This window comes from Paenibacillus bouchesdurhonensis (assembly GCF_900155685.1).
In the GTDB taxonomy this organism is placed as follows: Bacteria; Bacillota; Bacilli; order Paenibacillales; family Paenibacillaceae; genus Fontibacillus; species Fontibacillus bouchesdurhonensis.
On sequence record NZ_LT732548.1, the window covers coordinates 3555294 to 3578089 of the forward strand.

The following is a 22796-nucleotide window of genomic DNA, read 5'->3' on the forward strand; positions in this document are numbered from 1 at the left end:
ATTAACAGATATTTCAAATATTTTCAGGAGAGGGGGAAAATTATAAATCAAATAAAAGCAAAGGGGGGGCGATTTATTAATCACACTTGTAACCGCTTACAGATGCATGAATCTTACTAGACTATATTTAGAAAGAGGGTATGGCAATTGATGAAAAGCAGCGTGTGTAAGTATCCATTCCTTATTTTCTTAATCTTGGTTATGCTCTTTACCTCTGTACTTCCCTTCGGATCAAATGCCCGTGCAAATGTGTCGGAGTCATTGGATAATCCTACTTCATATACCGTCACAAGCGCAGTCTACGACTTTCCTGGTTCATTGCTGGCTGGCGATGAGGTCCGCTTCGACTTCGGCCCAGGAAGTGCGGATGAAGGTTATAGGCAAGTGACAGCGGCTACTCCTTACTCCGAGGATCTTGGGTACGGTTTCGCCGATCCGGCTATGGTCTCCGAGCATGATCGCGGGACAGCCCATCCGCTGAAATCCGATTTCGTTGTGCCTAAAGATACTTCGTTCATCGTGGATCTTCCGAGCGGCGACTATACGATTTCTCTTATTGCAGGCGATGAAGACGGGCCGACCGATATTGCCATTTCCGTGGAAACCATTCAGAAAGTGCAGCAAGCCGCCAAGCAGACTGGACAATATTTAGAGATGGACTTTCAAATAGCACTTATAGACGGCCAATTGAATTTGGACTTTACGGGGACGGCACCGAATATGAATGCGCTTGTCATTCGTAAGCAAGAGGAACGACTGCCTGGGGAAATACCTGTTGCTTATCTGGCGAGCGATTCTACGGTTCAAACCTATGATCCTTATTGGCAGCCGCAGGCAGGCTGGGGCCAAATGATCGACCGCTACTTTACCGACGATGTTCACATCGATAACCGCGCCATCGGCGGCCGCAGCTCAAGATCATTTGTCTTTGAAGGCCGGCTGGATGAAATTCTGCGGGATATTCGGCCCGGCGATTATTTGCTCGTGCAATTCGGCCATAACGATGCGACAATCAGCAGGCCGGAGCGATATACCTCGCCAGAGGATTTCAAAAACTATCTAAAATTCTACGTTCTCGGTGCTAGGCAGCGCGGAGCTACCCCGATACTTGTTACTCCCGTCGGCCGGAGAGATTTTAATGAGACGACAGGCAAATTCAATGTCAGCTTTCCCGAGTACGTTGCATCCATGAAGGAAGTTGCGAATGAGCTCGATGTAAGCCTGGTTGATTTAAGTACGCTAAGCGTCGCTTACTATGATTCCATCGGCCCGGAAGCGACACGTTCCGTTTTCCTGCATGTCGATCCCGAAGTATACCAAGCCTTCCCTAACGGCGCTGTAGACAACACTCACTTTCAAGAGTACGGCGCGATCCAGATCGCCAAGCTCGTTGCCAGCGGCATACAGCAGTTGGGATTATCGCCGCTCTCAAACGCTGTGAAAGAAACCGAGCAGCCGGAGAATGTTCCCTCCAAGCCGCAGGGCTTAACAGCAGGCAGTATTAGCAATGCCGGTGCTATTCTGAAATGGAGTGCGGTTGAAACCGCGGAAATTTACAGGGTGTACCGCAAGCTGGCAGCGGAACCCGAATCCGCCTATAAGATGGTCGGAACTTCAACTCTTCCGTCCATTACGGTCAGCGGCATGACAGAAGGCACGGCCTATACCGTCCGCGTTACAGCCATTAACGGACGAGGGGAATCCGAGCCTTCGGATGAAATCAATATCGGAACTAAATCCGCGCAGTACAAATACGATTTCGGCCCTGTCGGCGCTCCGGTCGCCGAAGGCTACACGGAGGTAACACGCCAGACGCTGTATACGCCGGAGCTCGGTTACGGCCTAACCTCCAGCGTAGGCATGGATGATCGGGATCGGGGAAGCGCAACGGATGAACTGCGCCGGGATTTCGTCATCTATTTTGGCGGAAGCTATGAGTTCAAGGTCGATCTGCCGAACGGCTCCTACTCTGTCAAGACGTACACCGGAGATTGGATCGGCTCGACGAGAACCAATGTCCATATCGAAGGAAAAGATTACGGCACAGTCTCCTCCGGCAAAGAGAGTATTGCCGAGAGGGTGTTCAACCAAATCGCCGTCACCGATGGACAAATGAACCTGGTCTTCAGCGGACAGACTGCACACCTCAACGGGCTGGAAATCACGCCGATCCTGCTTGCGCCGGATGCGCTACAGTTGGATAAGCTGGAGCTTGTCAGTGATCCTGTCACCGCGAAATTATCCTGGTCAGCAAGTACAACGGATACGGCCAAATATCGAGTTTATCGCCAAACAGAAGGAGCAGCCCATCCTGAGTTGATCGGAGAGACGCCCGACACCTCCTTCACCGATACCACGGCGGATGTAGGTCTGGGCTATGTATACAGCGTAACCTCGATCGACAATGGCGGATTTGAATCCGTTCCTTCAAACGGACTTGCCGTAACGACGATCGATCCGAACCATCCCCTGGCACCGGTGCCAACCGCGCTAAGCGTTCAAGCGATTCATAAGAACGATGTTGCGATCGCCTGGGATGACGTTGAAGAAGCGCGGTTTTACAACGTATATCGTGCTGACCAAAAGGATGGCGAATATACGCTGATAGGCAAGACAAAGACGGCGTCCTATACGGACACCACCGTGCTTACGACCATCCCTTATTACTTTAAAGTCGCTTCGGTCAATCCCGGCGGAATTTCCACGATGTCGGATGCGCTGAAGACCGAAGCAGTGACGACATTATACCGCGAGATGGAGTATTTAGACCGGGCTCCTGTGGCGGTAAAAACGAATGGCGGCAACTATATCGGCTGGCGAATGCTCGGCCTGGATCCAGACGATATCGCTTTCAATATATATCGCGACGGAGTCAAGTTGAATAAGAAACCGATTGTAGACAGCACCAATTTCACGGATAAGGACGGCAAGGATCATTCCGTATATAAAATAACGCCGGTCGTGGACGGCAAGGAAAAGGACGCCAGCAGCGAGTTTGGCGCATGGCAGCAGCAGTATCTTTCGATCCCGCTCGAGAAACCGGCTGATGCTTATACGAAAGACGGCCAGCCTTACACATATATAGCGGGCGATGCCAGCATCGGCGACCTGGACGGGGATGGCGAGTACGAAATCGTACTGATGTGGTCGCCCTCCAATGCCAAGGACAACTCACAAAGCGGTTATACCGGAATGGTCTACTTGGATGCTTACAAGTTGGACGGAACACGGCTGTGGCGCATTCATTTAGGACATAACATTCGGGCCGGAGCTCACTACTCCCCCTTCCTGGTCTATGATCTGGACGGAGACGGCAAAGCTGAAGTTGTCCTGAAGACAGCCGACGGAACAGTTGACGGCCAAGGCAAGGTCATTGGCGATGCTTCCAAAGATCACCGCAACAGCTCGGGTTATGTGCTGCTTGGCGACGAGTTCCTCACCGTTTTTGACGGCAGGACGGGCTCAGAATTGTCTACCGTTAATTACGACCCGCCACGCGGGGATGTAGGGGCATGGGGCGACACCTATGGCAACCGGGTAGACCGCTTCCTGGCCGCTGTCGCTTATCTAGACGGCGAGCATCCTAGCGTTATTTTCAGCCGCGGTTATTACACCCGAACGGTTCTTGCCGCATACAGCTTCAAGGATGGCAAATTGACGAAGCAATGGCGCTTTGATACGAATGATGCAGGCAATGGAAGCTATGTCGGCCAAGGCAACCACAACCTGTCGGTCGGCGATGTGGACAATGACGGCAAGGATGAGATCATTTTTGGCGCAATCACGATAGATGATAATGGCAAAATTCTGTACAGCACGGAGCTTGGCCATGGCGATGCCCTGCACTTTGGGGATCTCGACCCGACTCGTCCCGGACTTGAGGTGTTCGGGGTTCATGAGAGCACAAGTGCCAAGTACGGGCTGGAAATGCATGATGCGGCCACCGGCGAAATCCTCTGGGGCGTATTTACGGGCAAGGATACCGGTCGCGGCATGACCGCCGATATTGATCCGAACTATCCGGGCGAAGAAGCTTGGGCATCGACGATTACGAACGAGGAGCATATTCCGATTACAGGTCTATACAGCGCGCGAGGCGAGTTGATCAGCGAGAGTATCCCATCCTCCGCCAACTTCGGAGTCTGGTGGGACGGCGACCTGCTGCGCGAGCTGCTCGACCATAAATGGAATACCGAAACCAAGACAGGTACGGGCACGATCGATAAATGGGATTACAAGAACAAGACGACCTTCAACCTGCTAACGGCCGAAGGCACCTTATCGAACAACTACACCAAAGGGAATCCGTCCCTGCAGGCTGACATCTTCGGCGATTGGCGGGAAGAAGTCATCTGGCGATCCGCAGACAGCACGGAGCTTCGCGTCTACACCACTGTAAATCCAACAGAGCATAAACTGCGCACCTTGATGCATGATCCGATCTATCGCCTCGGGGTCGCCTGGCAAAACGTTGCCTATAACCAGCCGCCGCATCCAGGCTTCTTCCTCGGAGAAGGCATGGAGCAGCCTAAAGCCCCGTTGATCAGCTATGTAGGAGCGCCAAGCGAACCCGAGGAGCCCGTTCAGGCAACCGGCGTTCCAGGCAAACCGGTATTAAGCGATAATAATGGTTACGATACAGGGCTGCTGGACGGCGACTTTACGATTACCATGAATATGTGGTGGGGCAATAACGGCAGCGAATACAAGCTTTATGAGAACGGAAAATTGATCGATACGCAGAAGCTCATTGACGATTCTCCTTCCACACAGATTGCTTCCACGGAAATCACGGGTCGGTCGAACGGCATCTATACCTACACCTGCGAACTTACGAATAAATTCGGTACGACCGCTTGCGAAGCTAGAACGGTTACCGTGAAGCATGCGATACCAGCCAAACCGGTACTGTCGGACGACAATTGGGACGGCGATGGCAGCTACCAGTTGACCATGGATTTATGGTGGGGCACAAACGCCGCCGTCTACCGACTTTACGAAAACGATGTTCTGGTCGATACCCAGATTCTAACCGCTTCTACTCCACATGCCCAATCGGCTGTTACTAAGATCGAAGGCAAAGCCGCAGGCGTGTATCAGTACCAAGTCGAGCTGGAAAACGGCAGCGGAATGACGAAAAGCGATATTTTAACGGTTACTGTAAAATAAAACGGGCGAAGTACTTTCCTGAGAGCTAGACGCCTAATGGTATTGCACTATGACAAGGGCCGATCCGAATCGATTCGATTCAGGTCGACCCCTTTTTTTAGCAATATTGAATCTCAATTGGTTCATGGTTTGACTGCTTTCCATATGTATCTATATTCGCGTACGGCTATTCTTCCGTTTATAGTATTATTCTCAATTTGAATATCTAGCTCTCGCCTTAATTTAGAAGCCGTATAATCAGGATTCCCTGGGATTTCAGACAAAAATTTAGCAAACTCGATTTCGTTTGGAAATGCAAGAACAGCACTATTGAATTCTTCAATCTCAATGCCAATAAACCCGTTGCTGCTTAATCGCTGTTTAACTGTGTCGAGTGCGCCCGAGTGAATTCCAAAGATCGTTCCTCCTGTGCCTAAAATTCTACTATGGTTGATAATGGAGGTAGGTCCTCTTCTATTATAGATCAAATCAAATTGCTGATCTTTGAATGGAAGCTCTGTCTTTGTTGAGGCGTATTCGAATAACACGTTATTTACTTTGCTATCCTCATGAATAGCTTTAGCAATCTTAATCATTTCAATCGAATTATCCAACCCTACGAGGGAGGGGGTATAGCTCGACATTTTCAATGTAAACTCCCCGTGCCCGCATCCCGCATCTAAAACCGACTTAAAATTAGGCAGCATCGCTATTAAGCGTTGTTCAAACCTATCCTCGGCCGAAACTCCCTCAACCGTAAAGACTGCTGTATTTTTGTACCCGCCATTTTTTCTAGCGATCATATCGTACCATTCGATTCCCATAAATCCCCCTCGCTCATTGGATAGATATTCTTGAATTAAACCAGTAGAGCTAAATCCGCTGAATTATTATGCATATCAAATAAGAAGCCGGATGCATCATTTCAAGCTGTTGCGCATTAAAAAAAGACCCCGCCAGAGCTAGCTCTAATCTTGGGCAGGGTCATGTGTTAGCTGAGCTTCTTCCATGATTATACATCTGACAATCAAGTAGCGATAGCTCCAAACGATTTAATATTTTTCCACCACAGAGCCTAAAGTGACTCCTCTTACAAAAGCTTGATCTCTTAACCCATGAAACTCTTGTACTGAGCCTGTAACAACCACGCCCAAAATACGCACGTCCGTTGCATCCGGCTTGGCTTTATCCTTTTTGAGATAGTCGTATATTTGGCTGAGCTCGTAATGATACCTCCCTTTTGCTTTCACTCCCCATTCCAAAGCATCAAGAAATTTCTGTTCGCTCACTTCGTTGGGGTCAGCATGAAAGATACCGAATCCCCTGACGGTGTCCTCACTATGAGGAGTCGCATAACTTTGATTGCCATTGCCGTCTATATACGGTTTATAAAAATCTTTGTTGCTATACGTATCCACCCAATACCAGGTCTGAGTGAGTCCGGCAGGAATCATCTGTTTCACTTCGCTAAGCGTATAATCTTGGTCAAATGATATGGCCATTTCCAGCAGCTTGTTCTGATCCATTTCCTGTAGCAAGGACAGATCGTTAAGAATTTTTTCATTGTAATCCACTTGAGGAATGTAAAACAACATTTTTCGTTGTCCATTTGTACTGTTATAGGCCCGAGTATATTCGTAGCCTTCTTTTTTCATTTCAGCATCAGGAAGTGTTATGCCTGGTTCTGTGCTGCTTCCCCCCAAAGCGGTGAATGCAAAGAAAGGAATGGCTTGATAATCAACTTTTTTACTGGCCCAAGTTATGGGTACGCCTTCGATCACTTTAACTTTATGAAACTCCAGTATGCCGGATAGAAAGCCCTGCTCGTCGGTATATCCCGCTCCTGTCAGATTCGGCCCGCTAATCTCCTCCATCATAAATTCTTCGTTCATGGCACGGCTAGAGCTCCAGTTGACTAACTGAACATTGCCGATCATTACTCCGAAGAGCACAATGACGGTGACCATCAGCGAAATAATAACCGAGCGGAACGTCGATTTTCGCTTGGCTTTTCGGATTATTCTTGTCATTTCCAACGTGTCTTTCTCTTTTCCGATGTGGTTCATTTCATTCACTCCCATACTTTGATTTGAATTGCTGCCTAGCCTGATAAAGCGCTGCCTTAACATGTTCGATCCGCATGCCCAGCAGCTTCCCAATTTCTTTGTAGGAGAGCTCCATCTCATATTTCATTAATAGGAGCTGTTTATGCAGAGGAGTGAGCTGACAAAGAACAGCTTCGACTTCTTCTTTCTTTTCTTGCTGCAACAACGCATCCTCAGGCAGCTCATGATCCGGTATTTCCGTATCAGCGATCTGAACGGCAATCCATTTTTTGCGGCGGCAAAGATCGTAATAATGGTTGATAGCGACCTTATACAGCCATGCGCTGAACTTTCCATTTTCAATAGAATCTATGTATAGAAATGCTTTATACACGGTCTCCTGCACGATATCCTCCGCATCCGATGAAGAAGCGCCCAGACGAATTAAATAATTTCGGATTTCCCTAAGCTTGGGCTGCATTTGTTCATAAAGCCGTCCGGTGTCCATACTTCACCACCTTTCATGGGTATAACGAGCGAAGCTCTAAAATGTTAAAGAAGAAATTAAAAAAAGTACTTGATCAAATCGATCAAATACTTTGTTCTGTCGATCGTTCTACCTAGGTAACGACATCGCCGTATTCATCCTTCTCTGGGATCACATTGAAGCCATTGAAGCGTTCCCTGATCAGTTCCCCTGCTTCAGCAATGATTTGCGCAGACAGTTCTTTAGCTGTTCGCAGCACGTTTGTATCCATATTTTTGCCGACCATTCGAATAATATTTTTACTTTAATCCATATGGTTTCCATTCCAATCCTTGCTGCTCCTTCTATATCGTTAATAGGATGATCTCCAATGTAGACGCATTCCTCTGGTTTTAATTGAAGTTCTTCTATTGCCATTTCGAATATTCGCGGATTCGGTTTTTTTACCCCTGCTTCCTCCGAAACGATGATTAAATCAAAATCATCTCTAATCCCCAATTGGTTTATTTTTCCATGTTGTATTAAAGTCTGCCCATTCGTTATTAATGCCATCGTATATTTCTTTCTGAAATGGGTTATAACTTCTCTTGCACGATCCATTAAGATTGCACATTTAACATATTCGGTGGTATAAAAATTTAGCAAATCCAGCTTTTGAGGGATTACGCCGCTCCAGGGTAATTCGTCAATAAGCTGTGAAAACAATTCACTTTTATCTTTATAGCCATCTTGATCGAGATAGATAATTCTCTCGCAAATTTCTTGTGTCATCTCTAAATGGTTAAAATACGTTTCTATAAAAACATTCGTGAAACTTCTAAAAGTACTAGTTCGATCAAGCAATGTATTATCCAAGTCAAAAATAATGGCTTTTATTGCTTTCATGATTCTCTCCAATCTAGTCATTCTTATGAATTAAACATCCCCGGTCTCCATTGATATATTCCATTAGAGTTGAGCCATCTTGCTTAATTCTGCCATAATCCTAAAATTACGAATGCTTCTTCGAATAGAGCAGGTCTAATTAATCACTGCGTCTCTAGATCATTCATTCATACTCCCCTTCTCAAGTCTTATTTTAGCTAAATAATCTGTTGCTTCCTTGGATTTTTTAAATATATAAATCTGTTTTTGTTCTTTCGCTTTGCTCAGCTTTTCTAATATGACACCTCTATTTCTTTTCCTGAAATTCCAAATCCATTTTAAAAATTCTAAATCTATTTTCTCCCGGCAGCCCTCTGCCATATCCTCTCTCACTTTCCCATGATTGATAATCCTTCGCTTAATTACTCGATAGATGCATAATGAGCGCGGCATATCGAAATAAAATACCGCATCCGCATCCCTAAGCCGCTTGTTCAGCGTCCTTGAATAGTTTCCGTCCATAATGTAAGACTCGCGTTTCACCAGTTCATCCATCGTATCGTCCCATTCTGCTTCAGTTGCAGCGATCCAATTCGGCCTCCAATATAAAGAATCAAGATGAATTACGGGCAGTCCAGTCACTTCTCCTAACTGTGATGAAAAGGTAGATTTCCCTGAGCCAGCACAGCCTAATACCAGCACTTTCTTCATAAATTCTCCCCTGCCTTAATATCGTTTGGTGTTTTTCACATTTGATCAGCCCTTTTAAATTCATGGCTCGGCGCGCCGCAATCAAACCTAGTTATTTATAAAAAAGACCCAGCCCTAGATAGCTTTATCTCAGAGCAGGTCGGTTGTCGTTTAAGCTACTTCCACGATTATACATCTGGAAACTAAGGTATGAAAGCCCTTAACAGAAAAAAGACAGCCCTCAATAAGAGTTCTGTCTTCTCATTACGATAGTATATGTCAAGAAGGTTAGTATTTGACCTTTAGCCCGAACAGCTTAGCGAAACCGATCGCTTGCTCTGGCGACACGGTACAGCCCACCAAAGCCGTTATAGGGATATTAATCCGCTCATAAGTGCAGGTGCTGATATCCATTCCTTTTAGCGAGGTTTCCGTAAAGTCAGTATCGCTCAGGTTGCAAGCATCCAGCAGTACCTCTTTGAACTTGCAGCCATAGAAATTGGCGCTTTGCAAAGAGCAGTCGATTATCCTTACCTGTTTCAACGAAGCCTCCACCAGATCCACCAAATTCATGACGCAATTTTCGAACGTCACATGGCCGAGATTGGCCTTGGACAAATTAACGCCCGTCAATTTGCAGTCCTTGAAATGAACGCGGTGAATCACGCCCTTTTCTAGCACGGCGTTGGACAGGTCGCAGTTTTCCAATACAACGTCCGTCATATCCATCCGCTCAAATCGGGTATTGGCAAAAGAGCATCCACGAAACAGCATTTTGGCTAGGATGCATTTCTCCAAAACCTCATATTCCATTTGCCCTCCGCTAACTAATCCATCAACCATCTCGTGATCCTCACTGTCGAGCAAATCACTGAATTCGAATTGTTCCAAACCCGACGGTAGCTGAGGAACCATTACTTTAACTTTCGCCGCCATTTTCGTTCTCCTCATCCTCTTTTTTATCTGAAGCAAGAACCTCTGCCAGCCCTGTTACATCTAATCCATCCACTGCAAAAGCACGGCGCACCAACTCAGGGGGTACGAATTCATCATATTTGCCAAGGTACGGCGCTTCAGCTGCATCCAGCAGCGCTTCGGGATCAGCGATCCCAGACAGCTCAGCTTGAATTGCCGCCAACAGCTCCGCAGCGTTTGCGCCACCTGAAACAACCATATAGTACGGCTCCATGGGGACAATCTGGCGCAATTTCAGTGGTTTCGTCAGATTATGCTTCAATAGACGCTCTAAGGTACGGAACTGCTTGCTTCCCGCCCACGGTAAAATAAACAGCGAATCGCCTCCTGCCGGAATGACGGGGCTGCGCAGCAGTCCGCTTTCAAGAGCCAGCCGGCGCGCCCTTTCCAGTCGGTTCACCGCGCCGGGCGCCAAATACGGATACAGTGTCCGCTCCTGTAGGATCTGCCGCATTTTTTGCAGCACCCTCGTGTGAACATCGCCGCCGGCGCCGAGCCATAGCGTATCTACCTTGCCTCGAGAAGATTTTACATATACCGCCTTATGCTTGCTGTCCACTTCCTCGACCTTCCACAATCTGCCGGCCAATGTGAAGCAATATCCTGGCGGCGGTACGGTCGTAATGCTTCCAATCTCCTCCGAGCCGTTATACACCGCATGTTCCTCATCATCCTTGAACACCGCATAGAAACGGAAGTTATTCACGATCTTCTCGCCGCCAAGCCCGATAATCATCGTGCCTTCCTCCGTCTGCTGAATATGGTCGGTCTGCAGTAGATAGCGCAGCAACTGCTTGAACTCCTCCGGCTCAATCCCGCGAAACGCCGGCAAGGTCAGCACGGCCTGCGCCAGCTCGGCAGGCTCTGCTTCGCCGATGCTTTTAAGCGTGCTCATCGTCTGATGGTAGAGGACGCCTACTGGCTTACGGCGCAAATCCACCGGCTCTACCCAACGTTCGCGGACGTATAGTTCAATGACGGCGATCGCCCGCAGCAGCGTCCACGGCATCCGCGCAGGCAGCTGAGCCTCCTCGTCCTCTTCTTCCGCACAGAGGAACATCATTTCGGACGCCTGCTCCCCCCGGCGGCCAGAGCGGCCCAGCCGCTGCACAAAGCTGGAGCAGCTATATGGTGCGCCGAGCTGAATGACCCGCTGGAGCTCACCGAGATCAATGCCAAGCTCCAGCGTCACGGTCGCTGCAGCCACCGCCGGCCCTGAGCCGGAACGAAGCGCAGCCTCCGTCTCCTCACGCAGCATCGCCGATATGCTCCCGTGATGCACATGAAACACGTCACGCTCCTCCCGCTTCGCGGCAATCCGGCGCAGCTCCAGCGTCGTCAGTTCCGCGTCGGAGCGGCTGTTCGTGAAGACGAGCGCTTTTTTTCGGTGCGTGTGATCATATATAAAGCTGTAATATTGCTGCTTCGCCAGCCCCAAATGCTCGGCCTCACGCTCATCCCGGGCATCCGGGAACGAGAAATGCTCCACTGACAGCTTTAATTTTCGCCCGCCCTGTGGAGATACCACCTCGACAGGCTGAGAGGTTCCCGCTCCCAGCCAGCGTGCTGCGGCCTCATAATCACTTAGGGTAGCGGACAGGCCAATTCGCCTAGGCGAACAGGAAGCCATCCGCTCTAGGCGGGTTAACTGGCTCAGCACCTGAATGCCCCGATCCGCCCCCATGAACGCATGAATCTCATCAATCATGATGTACCTCAGATCATGGAACAAGGCCGGAATTGCATTCGGCCGATTCATGAGCAGCCCCTCCAGCGATTCGGGCGTAATTTGCAGGACGCCGGAGGGGCGCTGCATGAGCTTGGTCTTCTCCGATTGGGAGACATCACCGTGCCAATGCCAGACCGGCACCTCTCCTTCCCGCAGCAGCTCGGTAATCCGCTCAAACTGATCGTTGATCAGCGCCTTCAGCGGCCCGATATATAAAATGCCGACAGATTCGGAAGGCCGTTCGTACAACTCCGTAAGTGCAGGGAAGAATGCCGCCTCCGTCTTGCCTGAAGCCGTGCCGGAAGCGATCAGCAGATGATGGCGAGTATCCAGCAATACGCGGCAGGCCTCAATCTGTGCTTCACGGAGGCTGTCCCACTTTTTGCGGTAGATATATTCCTGGATAAACGGCGCCAACCGGGAAAAAGGAGCCAAGCCGCTCATAACTCGAACTCCGCAAGAAAATCATCCAGTTCGTCATTGGCCCCGGCTTTTCGGCTGCCGTTGTTTGCAACATGCTCCCGTTCCCGCTCGCCCAGCAGCTCTTCAAACGAAAGTCCTTCATGCTGGTGCAGTATATGCAGCACATCTATGAAATCCCGTACTACCTCGCGGGTCGTCAATAACTGTTCGGCACCCAGCCGATTCACCGCCGCCTGCATGAAGGCAATCAGTTGCGCATCTGCAAGCTGCGCCCCATAGCCGAAATGCATAGCATGGATGTCTCGCAGCTTCTGCAGCAGAATGAGGATTTCCTCATGGGACAGCATATCCAGCTTCAAAATCGGCGAGGTGTACGTCCTGCGTTCGTGGCTGCTGTAACGACCGTCCATCAGCCGCGAACGCAGGGCATCATAACTGAATAGCCCCCTCCGCTCGTCCTCCACGAACTGCGGCGTCCCGCCCAAATAGATGCCGAGGTATTGGGCTTTGCCCTGCATCGTATCGTTGAACATGGTCAGCAGTTTCTCGTAGTTGCTCTGCCGGGAAATGCTATTCGTGATTTTATACAAGTTCACGCCTTCATCGATAAAAAGCAGCAGCCCCTTGTATCCGATCCGTACCGCAAACTCTGCCCACAGCTTCATATATTCATACCAGTTGTCATCGTCAATGATGACGCCAACGCCAAGCTCTTTGCGCGCTTCCGTCCGGGTTGGAAACTCCCCGCGCAGCCAGCGAAGCGCAGCCGCTTTCCGGTCATCATCCTCCAGCTTGCAGCCATTCCAGTAAGCAGCGAGCACCTTGGCAAAGTCAAATCCGTGCACCAGATTCTGCATCTCATTACACACCGCATAAATACGCAGCTCTACCGCTTCATGCAGCGCCGCGTCACCAAGGCGCATGCCGGATTGCATTTGTTCCTGCTGGAGCGAAGCGATCCATTTTTGCAGCATCATCTCCAAGGCACCGCCGTCCGGTCTCGTTCGGGTAGACATATTCATCATAAGCTCCCGGTACGTAGCCAGCCCCTGTCCTTTTGTTCCAACGAGCCGCCGCTCCGGCGACAGATCTCCGTCCGCCACCACGAACTCCCGATCCATCGCATAGTTTCGCATCATTTGCAGCAAAAAGCTTTTGCCGCTTCCATACCTTCCCGTAATCAGGCGAAAAGCCGCGCCGCCCTCCGCGATATTGTCCATATCCTGCAGAATCGAAGCCACCTCGGCCTTGCGTCCAACGGCAATATGCTCCAGTCCGACCCTTGGCACCACCCCTGCCGTCAGAGAATTCACCAGCGCTGTGGTAAGCCGTTTCGGAATCCTTATCTGATTCACTTCCATCACCTCATTCATTACGCATGTTGTGAACGATTAAAAACCGCTGCCCCGCAGCATGCCCTGAAGCTCTGCACTATACTCCTCCACAATCTCACCGTCTTCAATCAACAGGTCGCCAATCCACTCCATGGAGATTTCATTGATTTCATCGAGAAGCAGCTCAGGCATGGAGCCGGCCTGCTCGGCAATCCGAAATCGTGCCGCGGTGTTCTCTCCGTTAAGCAGTGCGGAGAGCATTTGACGATGAGCGCCGGAAAGCTGAGCAAAGAGCTCACGCCACTCCTCGGAAAGCCCCGTCGCATCAGCCTCTGCCACGATTTCAATACGCTTACCGCTTCCGCGGCTAGCTTCCTCACCCAAGCTTTCACTGTGAACGCTCATAGAACCACCGTAGAATAGAGGAGGCTCAACCTGATTACAAAGCATCTTGGACTCCTCCTTAGAAGCTTGGCTGGATTCCCTAAGCTTGTCCAGCGACCATTCCGCTTCCTCTGGCTCGATCCAGCCCAGCTCGAAATCGATCTCGACCTGCTCCTCCGTCATCAGCATATCCCGCACCTCGTCCGATTCCCGCTGCAGCCTGTGCAGCTTCGCCTTATTTATCTTAACTTTGGGCAGACGGACTTTGACCTCTTCCGCTTTGCGCTGCTCAAATTCTTTATATAGGAAACGGGAAACCAGTTCTTCCGCCTCTGGCTCTATCGTAATTCCCCGCAGCTTTCCTCTGAAGCCCGCAAGCTCGCGAAGCTTGTTCTCGGTCAGCCTGACCAGTTGGGTTAAATACGAGCGCAGCGGAAGGTGTCCACTGATCGGCAGCATGCTTACCGTAACGTTGCGCCCATACAGCTCGTGGTCATATACAGCGGTGCGGAACAACGGCCTGCACGCTTTTTTCTCGTGGGGCATAAACCGCTCCAGCAGCCTAGCTCCCTCAGATTTGGACAAATACCCGTCCACCAAGGCCACGACTTTCGGGGCATAGAGCTGTAGATCCTTGCGCCCTTGCCCGGTATAATAGCGGCTCTTCTCCACGTCATAGTCGATCAGCGTCCGCAGCATGTCCCAGGTGAGCTCGAGCGGCTGTGCAGTAAACCTGCGTTTCCATTCCTGCTCCTTGAGCTCGGCAGATAAATTCCGAGGGAGCTTCAGAAGCGGCTCGAAAGGCGGCACCTCTAAACCAAACACCAGGCTGTAATCATACAGCCATTCCCGCGCGTAAGCATCCAGCTTCGGATAGCGCTCGCGGTAGGCCAGCCATACCCGGCGCATCAGCTCATAGCCCTCGGCTGGTACACTCGAGCCGATTCCGTGAATAAGCTCATATAGGTACACAAAAAGATAAGACAAATCCGTATCCGGATACCATCCGGAGCGAACCTCTCCCCGCCAATACAAATACCAGCACAGTTGTCTCGGCTGCATTTGCTCGTAAGTGGGCCAGTATGCGTGAAAAGGGACGAACTCCGCCGCTGCTTCGTTCTTCCACTCCAACTCGCGGGCTTGCTCGACAAACTGCCTCTCACGGGAGACATAACGGAAATTGTGCTGCCAGTCCATTTCCCGCTCGCGATGATCCGAAATGACCACAATGGACTCGTCATGCTTCCGTTCCGGCTGCACCAGCTCGATCTCTGCAAACGTAAGCTGATGCTCCTGTATTCGCCTCTGGTTATTATTCATATGATCGCCGTGCCTGTCCGTCTTATCGTTCATCGTCCATAGACCTCCATCACGACACCATTATACCATCAAAGCGAAAGTTTGTTCGTGTTTTTTTCGAACTATTGAAGAGTTATATTTCCTTACTGCTCCATATCCTTCAGCAACTCATTTTCAATTTCTTCATCGCTCATATTAAAATCTTCTTTATCTTCGATTCCTAACTTTTCTTTGATTCGCTCCATATCGTGATGCATTTCCTGGTTCCTGATATACATGCTAAGAACCAATCCAAAAATAACGGATACCAAAACCAACAAACCGACAGGGCCAAGAAATATGGAAACCAATAAGGCAACAATTATTGCGCCAATCGTCCAGATGGCAGTCATAAATTATTACCCTCCTATACTTGCTATTTGTTTTTTTGGACTTATCATCATCTAAAAAAAGAGCGAGTCTCTGTAGGAATTCTTACCACGAGCTCGCTCTAACCTTTATGGTAGCTTATGCATGTTGATATTGCGCTTGATGCAGTCTGCTGTAAATTCCCCCAGCAGCAATCAGCTCAGCGTGTCCGCCTTGCTCGGCGATGCCGCTCTCGTCGATGACAATGATCCGGTCGGCATTCTTGATTGTTGCTAGGCGATGAGCGATGACCAGCGTCGTCCGTCCGATCGCCAGCTCGGACAGCGATTGTTGAATCGCCGCTTCCGTCTCCGTATCAAGCGCCGATGTCGCCTCGTCAAGAATCAGGATCGGCGGATTTTTCAGGAACATTCTGGCGATGGCAAGCCGCTGCTTCTGCCCTCCAGACAGTTTGACGCCCCGTTCGCCAATGACCGTATCCATCCCATCAGGCAATTGGCTTATCATCTCTTCCAGAGATGCCCGTCTCGCCGCTTCCCAGATTTGCTCTTCGGCGGCCTTCAGATTTCCGTACATGATGTTCTCCCGAATCGTTCCCGCGAAGAGGAACACGTCTTGTTGAACGATGCCGATATTTCTACGCAGCGACTGCAGCGTCATGTCTCGGATATCCATGCCATCCACCGTAATCCGTCCTTCATTCACATCGTAAAATCTCGGTAAGAGGCTGCAAATTGTCGTTTTTCCAGCACCTGAGGGACCCACGAACGCCACCGTTTCTCCCGCGCAAATCGACAGGTTGATTCCGTCCAAAATGTTGCGATCTGACTCATAACCGAACGTTACATTTTCGAAGTGAATATCGCCCCGCAGCGTGTCGACCGCGACTGCATCTTTCCTATCCGCAATATCCGGTTCGGTATCTAGAATCTCTATGTACCTTTTGAAACCGGCGATGCCCTTCGGATAACTCTCGATTACGGCGTTGATTTTCTCAATCGGACGGAAGAAGATATTCGATAACAATATAAAGGCCATAAATTCACCCAGCTCGATCTTGCCTTGGATATAAAACCAGGCCCCGCACACCATGACAAAAATAGTGATCAATCTCATCAGCATATAGCTGACCGAGATGCTCTTGGCCATCGTCTTGTAAGCCGTCAGCATCGTATCGCGGTAATTCCGGTTGTCAACCGCAAACAGCTTTTTCTCATGCTCCTCGTTCGCGAACGATTGCACAACGCGAATGCCGCCGACATTTTCCTCAATCCGAGCGTTGAAATTACCGACATTGGCGAACAACCGGCGGTAAGTCTTGGTCATCTTACCTCCAAACACGATAATTAACCAAGCCATAATCGGGATGATGATGAAGGTGAGGAGTGCAAGCTCGAGATTAATATAAGCCATCAGCGAGAAAGAACCCGCAAGGGTCATGACAGCAATAAATACATCTTCCGGGCCGTGATGCGCGAGCTCTCCGATTTCGTTCAGATCATTCGTCACCCTGCCGACCAGATGCCCCGTTTTGTGATTGTCGAAAAACCGAAACGACAGCTTCTGAATGTGCTCAAACATTTTCCGCCGCATTTCCGTCTCGATATTGACGCCCAGCATATGTCCCCAATAGGTGACGATATAGTTCAATACAGTATTCAGCGCGTAAACGCATAACAACCCAACACTTGCAAACACAATCATGCTCCAGTTTCCTCCCGGCAGCAGATCGTCAATAAACTTGCTGACGGCTAGCGGGAACCCAAGTTCCAGAACACCCGCAATGACCGCACAACTGAAATCCAGAATGAATAAGCCTTTATAAGGCCGGTAATATGAAAAAAAACGACGCCACATTGCTATTATGTCTCCTCGTTGCCATAGTATTGAATCACCGATTTTACATCTACTTTACGATAATAAAAAGGGCCATTGCCGTCAGGAAAAAAGGGAAGCCCAGGAGAAAAAACGTAGAAGAAAACTTGTTTCTAAACTTTTTATCTTCTGCCGTTTCTATCTTTAGATTTGCCCTCATTCGATTCCCGCTAATAAAAGTCCCGTTAAGAATGCCCACTAGCAGCAGCATAATAATCCCTATTCCACCCGTAATGTTTATGGCCTGTTTCCATTCCCAAGAGAAGCCAATGGATAAAGATAATACGACACTCAGAATTATTCCGATCATCAACTTTTTAATTATAACTCCTCCTATCTGCGCCCCTCCTTTGATTGCCCTAATCTCAGGTTTGGGGCATTCGTTGACCCGAGCTTCTTCCATGATTATACATCTGTTAACCAAGGGACGATAGCCCCAGCTAGCTATAAATAAACATAAACAAGGCTGTCGAGAAATCTCGACAGCCTTGTTTATGCAAGTTAATTAATAAAATGTTAAGTTATTAACAATGATTGCTTACCGTCGACCAAGTTGCTGCTGTAGTCGTTACAGTCCATGTAATTGTGATCGGAAAAAGCTCCTGCTCCTCTGGTAGTGCTGCTAATTGCTGTAGCCCTAACACTTCATTCATTGTTTTCACCTCCTTTCATGAATTGGTATACTGTCTATGTAACTAATGGAGTATTCATATACCTTGTTTTTGTTACAAATTGATTGATATTTATAATCGGCAGCCAATACAATGGGTTGGATTCTAAAATTCCTTGTAGCCCTAATATGATCCCTGCACTTCCAGAATATAAATCATCAGATAAGCGATAACAGAAGTTTCCTGGAAATAAACAATGGTTTTCTTTGGGAATAAGGAACAAATTTAATCGATCAACGGCTCGCTTTTTGTGAGTTTCAATCATTTCATAAGTATCCTCCAGCAGAGGTGGTATCAGTAAAAAACCGCCCGCCCCATCAAATAATCCCCCAGAGAAAGTACATCTTATATGATTCAGATTAACTATTAATTTTAATTCGTCCTGATAATGCTTCTGACCACTTACATGATTCAGATACCAAATCGCTATTCCAATTCCTATAGATCCACCTGATAAATAAGGAATCAACAATTTTCGATCATTCATGGTTTGCAGAACATGCAAATCCTCGTCAATGTGGGTGTTTTTTAAATCAAGCTCTACTAACTCTTTTGCCGTCACATAAAAGGTTGTATTCCCTGTAATCGCATACATCGCTGTAAAAAACAACGATACACCTGACCATCCATCGATAAGCCCAATCGGATCCGTAGCCCAGTCGGAAACGGTTAAACTTCTATCATCTCTTAAACAATGGTTAATGTGACTTGCAATCGATTCAGCTTGCTCTAAATATTGATCATTGTCTTCTTCAAAATATAAACTGATTAAAGCAAGTCCTATTCCAGCCAAGCCTGACCTTAATGAAATATCATCGTAATTGTCAGTTAAATCGTTAAATAATTTTAAAGCTTCGTCTTTATAACCTAATTCATACAGTGTTGCAGCAATACCAGCTTTTCCAGTAAACAATCCTTGTCCCCGTAATTCTGATTGTTCAGAATGAATGTTATGAATGAAATGTTGTTCAATCCACTGGATCACTTGTTTATCAACATTTCCTGTTCTAAACAAAGCTAGCGCAGCACCCGTGCCTCCAGTAAGTACATTCGTTGTTCCACCAGCGATTTCATATTGTCTAATATCACCATGAATCAATCCTTGATCTGGCACAAGATTTGCCAACATCCCTGCTCTTAGACCTTCTATCAACGAGCTTATTTCATCTGATAACTTTTTTTGAGCATAATCTATGGGGTTATATGGTTTCTCTTTTGTCGCTGATAAATGTGCATCGCATCTGTCCTCTACATCTTGAACAAATAAGTAGAACTCTTCGCCAAACTCTTGCTTAATCCACTCATTGTGATAAGAGGATATACTATCCTCAATATTGCTTATCGGACCTATAGGCAACACACAATATCTTAGTATTTTTTTAACGGCATACCAGTCTCGTTCCTTGCGGTTTATATTTTGATAATCTGAAAATCCCATCGTATGAATTGCCGCCTGATCTTCAAGATCTTTATCATCGGCAGACTCAAAATCAATGAGGATCACATCCACTTCCTTCGTGATCATAATATTGGCTGGCTGTAAATCTCCCATGCCAACATTTTTACGATGCATCTCGGTAACAATATCTATTAAACGGAGGGTTATTTTTTTCACTTCATTTATATATATTTCTTTATCTTTATTGCGATGAAAGGGATATTTCCCAGCTATCCACGTTTTCATATCAACCCCTTCAACATATTCTTCTACTAGAAATAAATGCTTCCACGATTTAAAATAATCAACTACCTTCACTACACCTTTCACATTAACAAGCTTTGATAATGCTTCGTATTCCTTTTGCAGCCTGTCGATCGCATCTTTATTTTGTCCGTCTAGCCCCACCTTTGGCCTTGCTTCTTTAATAACTACCCTTCGTTTATCCTCATTTCTTTCAGCGATATAAATCCCGCCTCCATTTGTAAATCGCAGCGCATTTTGGAATTTATATTGTTTAAACTTAGGATTATTTTCATCAGTATCAGAAAAAATGTTGTTCAACTCTAAAAATTGATCAAAATCTTTAACAAATTCAGGAACCTGATAATAAGGGGTACGATTATCTGGAATCAGCTGTCCTGTGGGATCCTTAATGCAAAATTCGCCTTTTTCGTTGGAAATTTTCACAAATCCCCCATATCTATAGTAAATATTGCTATTCCTCCAGCATTTATCACTTAGAATATAAGGCCCATTTTCATGATCCTTAACTTTGTCATATAAAATATGAAGTAATTCATAAAATTCGTCATCGGTGGGAGGGTATATCGTTATGAATTTTCCGGAGCTTATTCTATTCCCATTTTTGGAATTAATGCTATATAGGTGTGCTTCATTAATAATATGCTTGAAGGCAATTTTACGGTCGATTAAAACCTGGCTTATAGCTGCTAAAATCTGCCGCGCATTCTCCATCGTTGCACTAACATGAATCTTCCAGCCCTGATCCTTAATTTTCTTATTTGCAAAACCATAAAATATCCAAGGAGAATTTTGCTCTGTTCTAATAAAACAATCTTCTGACAAATGGTTTACCGTGTATGCAGCTATTTTGTTGCCAGCTTGCAGCTTCTCATAATATTTCGAATCATTATTTACGTACTTAAAATAAAGATGGTTTTTGTCCATTATGGCCACTCCTCTCTCATTGTAATTGTGTGGTAAATTGTAATTCACAGAATTGCTGATACAATTTATGAGTTCTTTGTAGTTCATAGTGAGTTCCTTGGCCTGTTACCTTACCATCTTCCACAAAAATAATATATTCGGAGTCCATAATCGTAGATAATCTATGAGCTATTACAATCGCGGTTCTACCCTCAATAATTTTCTTCATCGCAGATTGCACTTTTTCCTCAGACTGGCTGTCCAAATTTGATGTTGCTTCATCTAACAAAATGATTTTAGGATCTTTCAGAAACATTCTTGCTATAGCAATTCTTTGTCTTTGTCCGCCGGATAAATGGAGTCCTCGCTCTCCAATATGCGTGTCCAACCCATTAGGCAACTGACCTATGAATTCCCATGCATACGCCATTTCGCAAGCTTCAATAATTTTCTCTTCATCTTGCGGTTCTAGTCCAAAGATTAGATTCTCTCTTATAGTCCCGGTAATTAGACTGTGCTCCTGAGATACATAACCGATTTGGGAACGCCAGGAATGCAAAGAATAATTTTCTATACTTTCACCATCTATAACAATACTCCCGCTGGTTGGTTTGTAAAATCGCTCTAATAAGGAAACAAACGTCGTTTTTCCGCTGCCGCTTGGGCCAACTAATGCATAAGTATTACCGCTTCTGATATTCAAAGTAATGTCCTCTAAAGAAAACGATAAATTTTCCTGAGTGTTATACTTAAAGCTCAAATTGCTAATTTCAATGTCTTTGTAGCTTAGATCTAAACTCTTGCCTTCATTTATATTTTCTTCTTCCTCGGATAACAGTTGTAAAATTCGTTCAGTTGCACCCTTTGTTTTTTGCAACTGAGAGAAGAAAAAACCAAAGTTAGAAATAGGATTGATAATATAAAAAATCAAGGTTAAAAATGCGATAAAAGTTCCTACTGTTAAACGATCATTCGCTAGCTGCACGCCACCATAACCAATAATGATCATAATAATAACTAACATGATCATATTCAGAAATGGATTTATCGTAGCTGACCATTTGGCTTGCTTCAAACCTAGTTGCATTAAATCGTTAATATTTTTTAACCCTTTATCTATTTGATATTTTTCAGCCGTAAAAGACTTAACCAACTTATTTTCGGAGATCATTTCAATTGCACTTACATTCAATCTTCCTGTTGATCTTTGCGTTTTTTTAGAAAGATCGGATAACGCCCTGCCTAAAGGAATAAAAAATAATAGGAATATTGGAATCGCAGCTACAATAACTAAGGATAATTCCCAACTATAATAAAACAGCCAAAATCCACAAAATAATATGGTTAATACAGCATTGATAAAGGTAGAAAATGAATGAGTGACCAAGTTGTATATCACGGTAGTGTCACTAACTAACCTACTAGCTATATCGCCTGATTGGTTTTTATCAAAGAACGCTGTTGGTAATTTCACGATTTTTGTCCAAGTCATTCCCCTCAGATTAGCTACAACCGTTAAACCAACCTTGCTTAATAAATAGCTTGATAGAACACCTGTAATCGTTACACAAATAAAAATGGCAACTAAACCAATTAAAATGCCCCGATTTAGACTACCTGAGTGGGAATAGGAATCGATGATGATTTTTAAGACATTGGGGATAAATGTTGAAAGTATAGCGCTTGCAGAGCTTATGGTACAAGCCACAATAAAGAGTCCAACATGGGGTTTCGATTTACGAATTAGCTTGAAAAAATTACCCCACGAATATTGACTTCTTTCTTCTTTAGCCATCTCTTCACCTTTTCTATTTTTTATTGGCTGTAAGTTCCATGGAGATGGTATAACTCTGATGAATTGGAAGTTGGTCAAGATACAATTTTGACGTGTTTTG

The 22796-nt window shown here is 46.6% G+C and carries 16 protein-coding genes; 1 reads left to right on the plus strand and 15 read right to left on the minus strand.

What is annotated here, in order from left to right; all coding sequences use genetic code 11:
- The first annotated feature begins 150 nt into the window (after positions 1-150).
- On the plus strand, positions 151-5169 hold the full coding sequence (locus CZ379_RS27080; protein ID WP_324616516.1) for a rhamnogalacturonan lyase family protein: 5019 nt from the start codon (positions 151-153) through the stop codon (positions 5167-5169).
- Positions 5170-5291: 122 nt separating this feature from the next.
- On the opposite strand, the gene CZ379_RS20020 is transcribed toward CZ379_RS27080, so the two are convergent.
- The 15 genes from CZ379_RS20020 to CZ379_RS20085 all read right to left on the minus strand — a co-directional run bounded on the left by CZ379_RS20020 (position 5292) and on the right by CZ379_RS20085 (position 22696).
- Complete coding sequence (locus CZ379_RS20020; RefSeq protein WP_110933234.1) at positions 5292-5972, minus strand: class I SAM-dependent methyltransferase; 681 nt, start codon at positions 5970-5972, stop codon at positions 5292-5294.
- Positions 5973-6200: 228 nt separating this feature from the next.
- Complete coding sequence (locus CZ379_RS20025) at positions 6201-7214, minus strand: anti sigma factor C-terminal domain-containing protein (RefSeq protein WP_199925695.1); 1014 nt, start codon at positions 7212-7214, stop codon at positions 6201-6203.
- A gap of 1 nt (position 7215) precedes the next feature.
- Positions 7216-7701: an RNA polymerase sigma factor gene (locus CZ379_RS20030; protein WP_110933236.1), complete on the minus strand. Its 486-nt coding sequence runs from the start codon at positions 7699-7701 to the stop codon at positions 7216-7218.
- Positions 7702-7881: 180 nt separating this feature from the next.
- Entirely contained in the window at positions 7882-8565 is a 684-nt protein-coding gene (locus tag CZ379_RS20035) for an HAD family hydrolase (RefSeq protein WP_110933237.1), read from the minus strand.
- A gap of 159 nt (positions 8566-8724) precedes the next feature.
- Positions 8725-9255: a DNA topology modulation protein gene (locus tag CZ379_RS20040; protein WP_110933238.1), complete on the minus strand. Its 531-nt coding sequence runs from the start codon at positions 9253-9255 to the stop codon at positions 8725-8727.
- 267 nt (positions 9256-9522) lie between these two features.
- The gene (locus CZ379_RS20045) at positions 9523-10170 is read right to left on the minus strand and encodes a pentapeptide repeat-containing protein (protein ID WP_110933239.1); all 648 of its coding nucleotides are present in this window, start codon (positions 10168-10170) and stop codon (positions 9523-9525) included.
- On the minus strand, positions 10154-12382 hold the full coding sequence (locus CZ379_RS20050; protein ID WP_110933240.1) for a DEAD/DEAH box helicase: 2229 nt from the start codon (positions 12380-12382) through the stop codon (positions 10154-10156). Before CZ379_RS20050 ends, CZ379_RS20045 begins: the two co-directional genes overlap by 17 nt.
- Complete coding sequence (locus CZ379_RS20055) at positions 12379-13716, minus strand: ATP-binding protein (RefSeq protein ID WP_110933241.1); 1338 nt, start codon at positions 13714-13716, stop codon at positions 12379-12381. The genes CZ379_RS20050 and CZ379_RS20055 overlap by 4 nt, the downstream gene beginning before the upstream one ends.
- 36 nt (positions 13717-13752) lie before the next feature.
- On the minus strand, positions 13753-15432 hold the full coding sequence (locus tag CZ379_RS20060; protein WP_110933242.1) for a TerB N-terminal domain-containing protein: 1680 nt from the start codon (positions 15430-15432) through the stop codon (positions 13753-13755).
- Positions 15433-15521: 89 nt separating this feature from the next.
- Positions 15522-15770: a hypothetical protein gene (locus CZ379_RS20065; protein WP_110933243.1), complete on the minus strand. Its 249-nt coding sequence runs from the start codon at positions 15768-15770 to the stop codon at positions 15522-15524.
- Positions 15771-15885: 115 nt separating this feature from the next.
- Positions 15886-17604 (minus strand): ABC transporter ATP-binding protein, encoded by a 1719-nt coding sequence (locus tag CZ379_RS20070; protein ID WP_110933244.1) that lies wholly within the window; start codon positions 17602-17604, stop codon positions 15886-15888.
- Between the two features lie 49 nt (positions 17605-17653).
- Positions 17654-18025 carry a DUF5316 family protein gene (locus tag CZ379_RS20075; protein WP_199925696.1) on the minus strand — a complete coding sequence of 124 codons (372 nt, stop codon included), beginning with the start codon at positions 18023-18025 and terminating at the stop codon, positions 17654-17656.
- A gap of 121 nt (positions 18026-18146) precedes the next feature.
- Complete coding sequence (locus CZ379_RS26325) at positions 18147-18275, minus strand: class III lanthipeptide (protein WP_199925697.1); 129 nt, start codon at positions 18273-18275, stop codon at positions 18147-18149.
- 34 nt (positions 18276-18309) lie between these two features.
- Positions 18310-20922, minus strand: coding sequence for a class III lanthionine synthetase LanKC (lanKC, locus tag CZ379_RS20080; RefSeq protein WP_110933246.1), 2613 nt, complete (start codon positions 20920-20922; stop codon positions 18310-18312).
- A gap of 16 nt (positions 20923-20938) precedes the next feature.
- Positions 20939-22696 carry an ABC transporter ATP-binding protein gene (locus tag CZ379_RS20085; protein WP_110933247.1) on the minus strand — a complete coding sequence of 586 codons (1758 nt, stop codon included), beginning with the start codon at positions 22694-22696 and terminating at the stop codon, positions 20939-20941.
- Between the last annotated feature and the right edge of the window lie 100 nt (positions 22697-22796).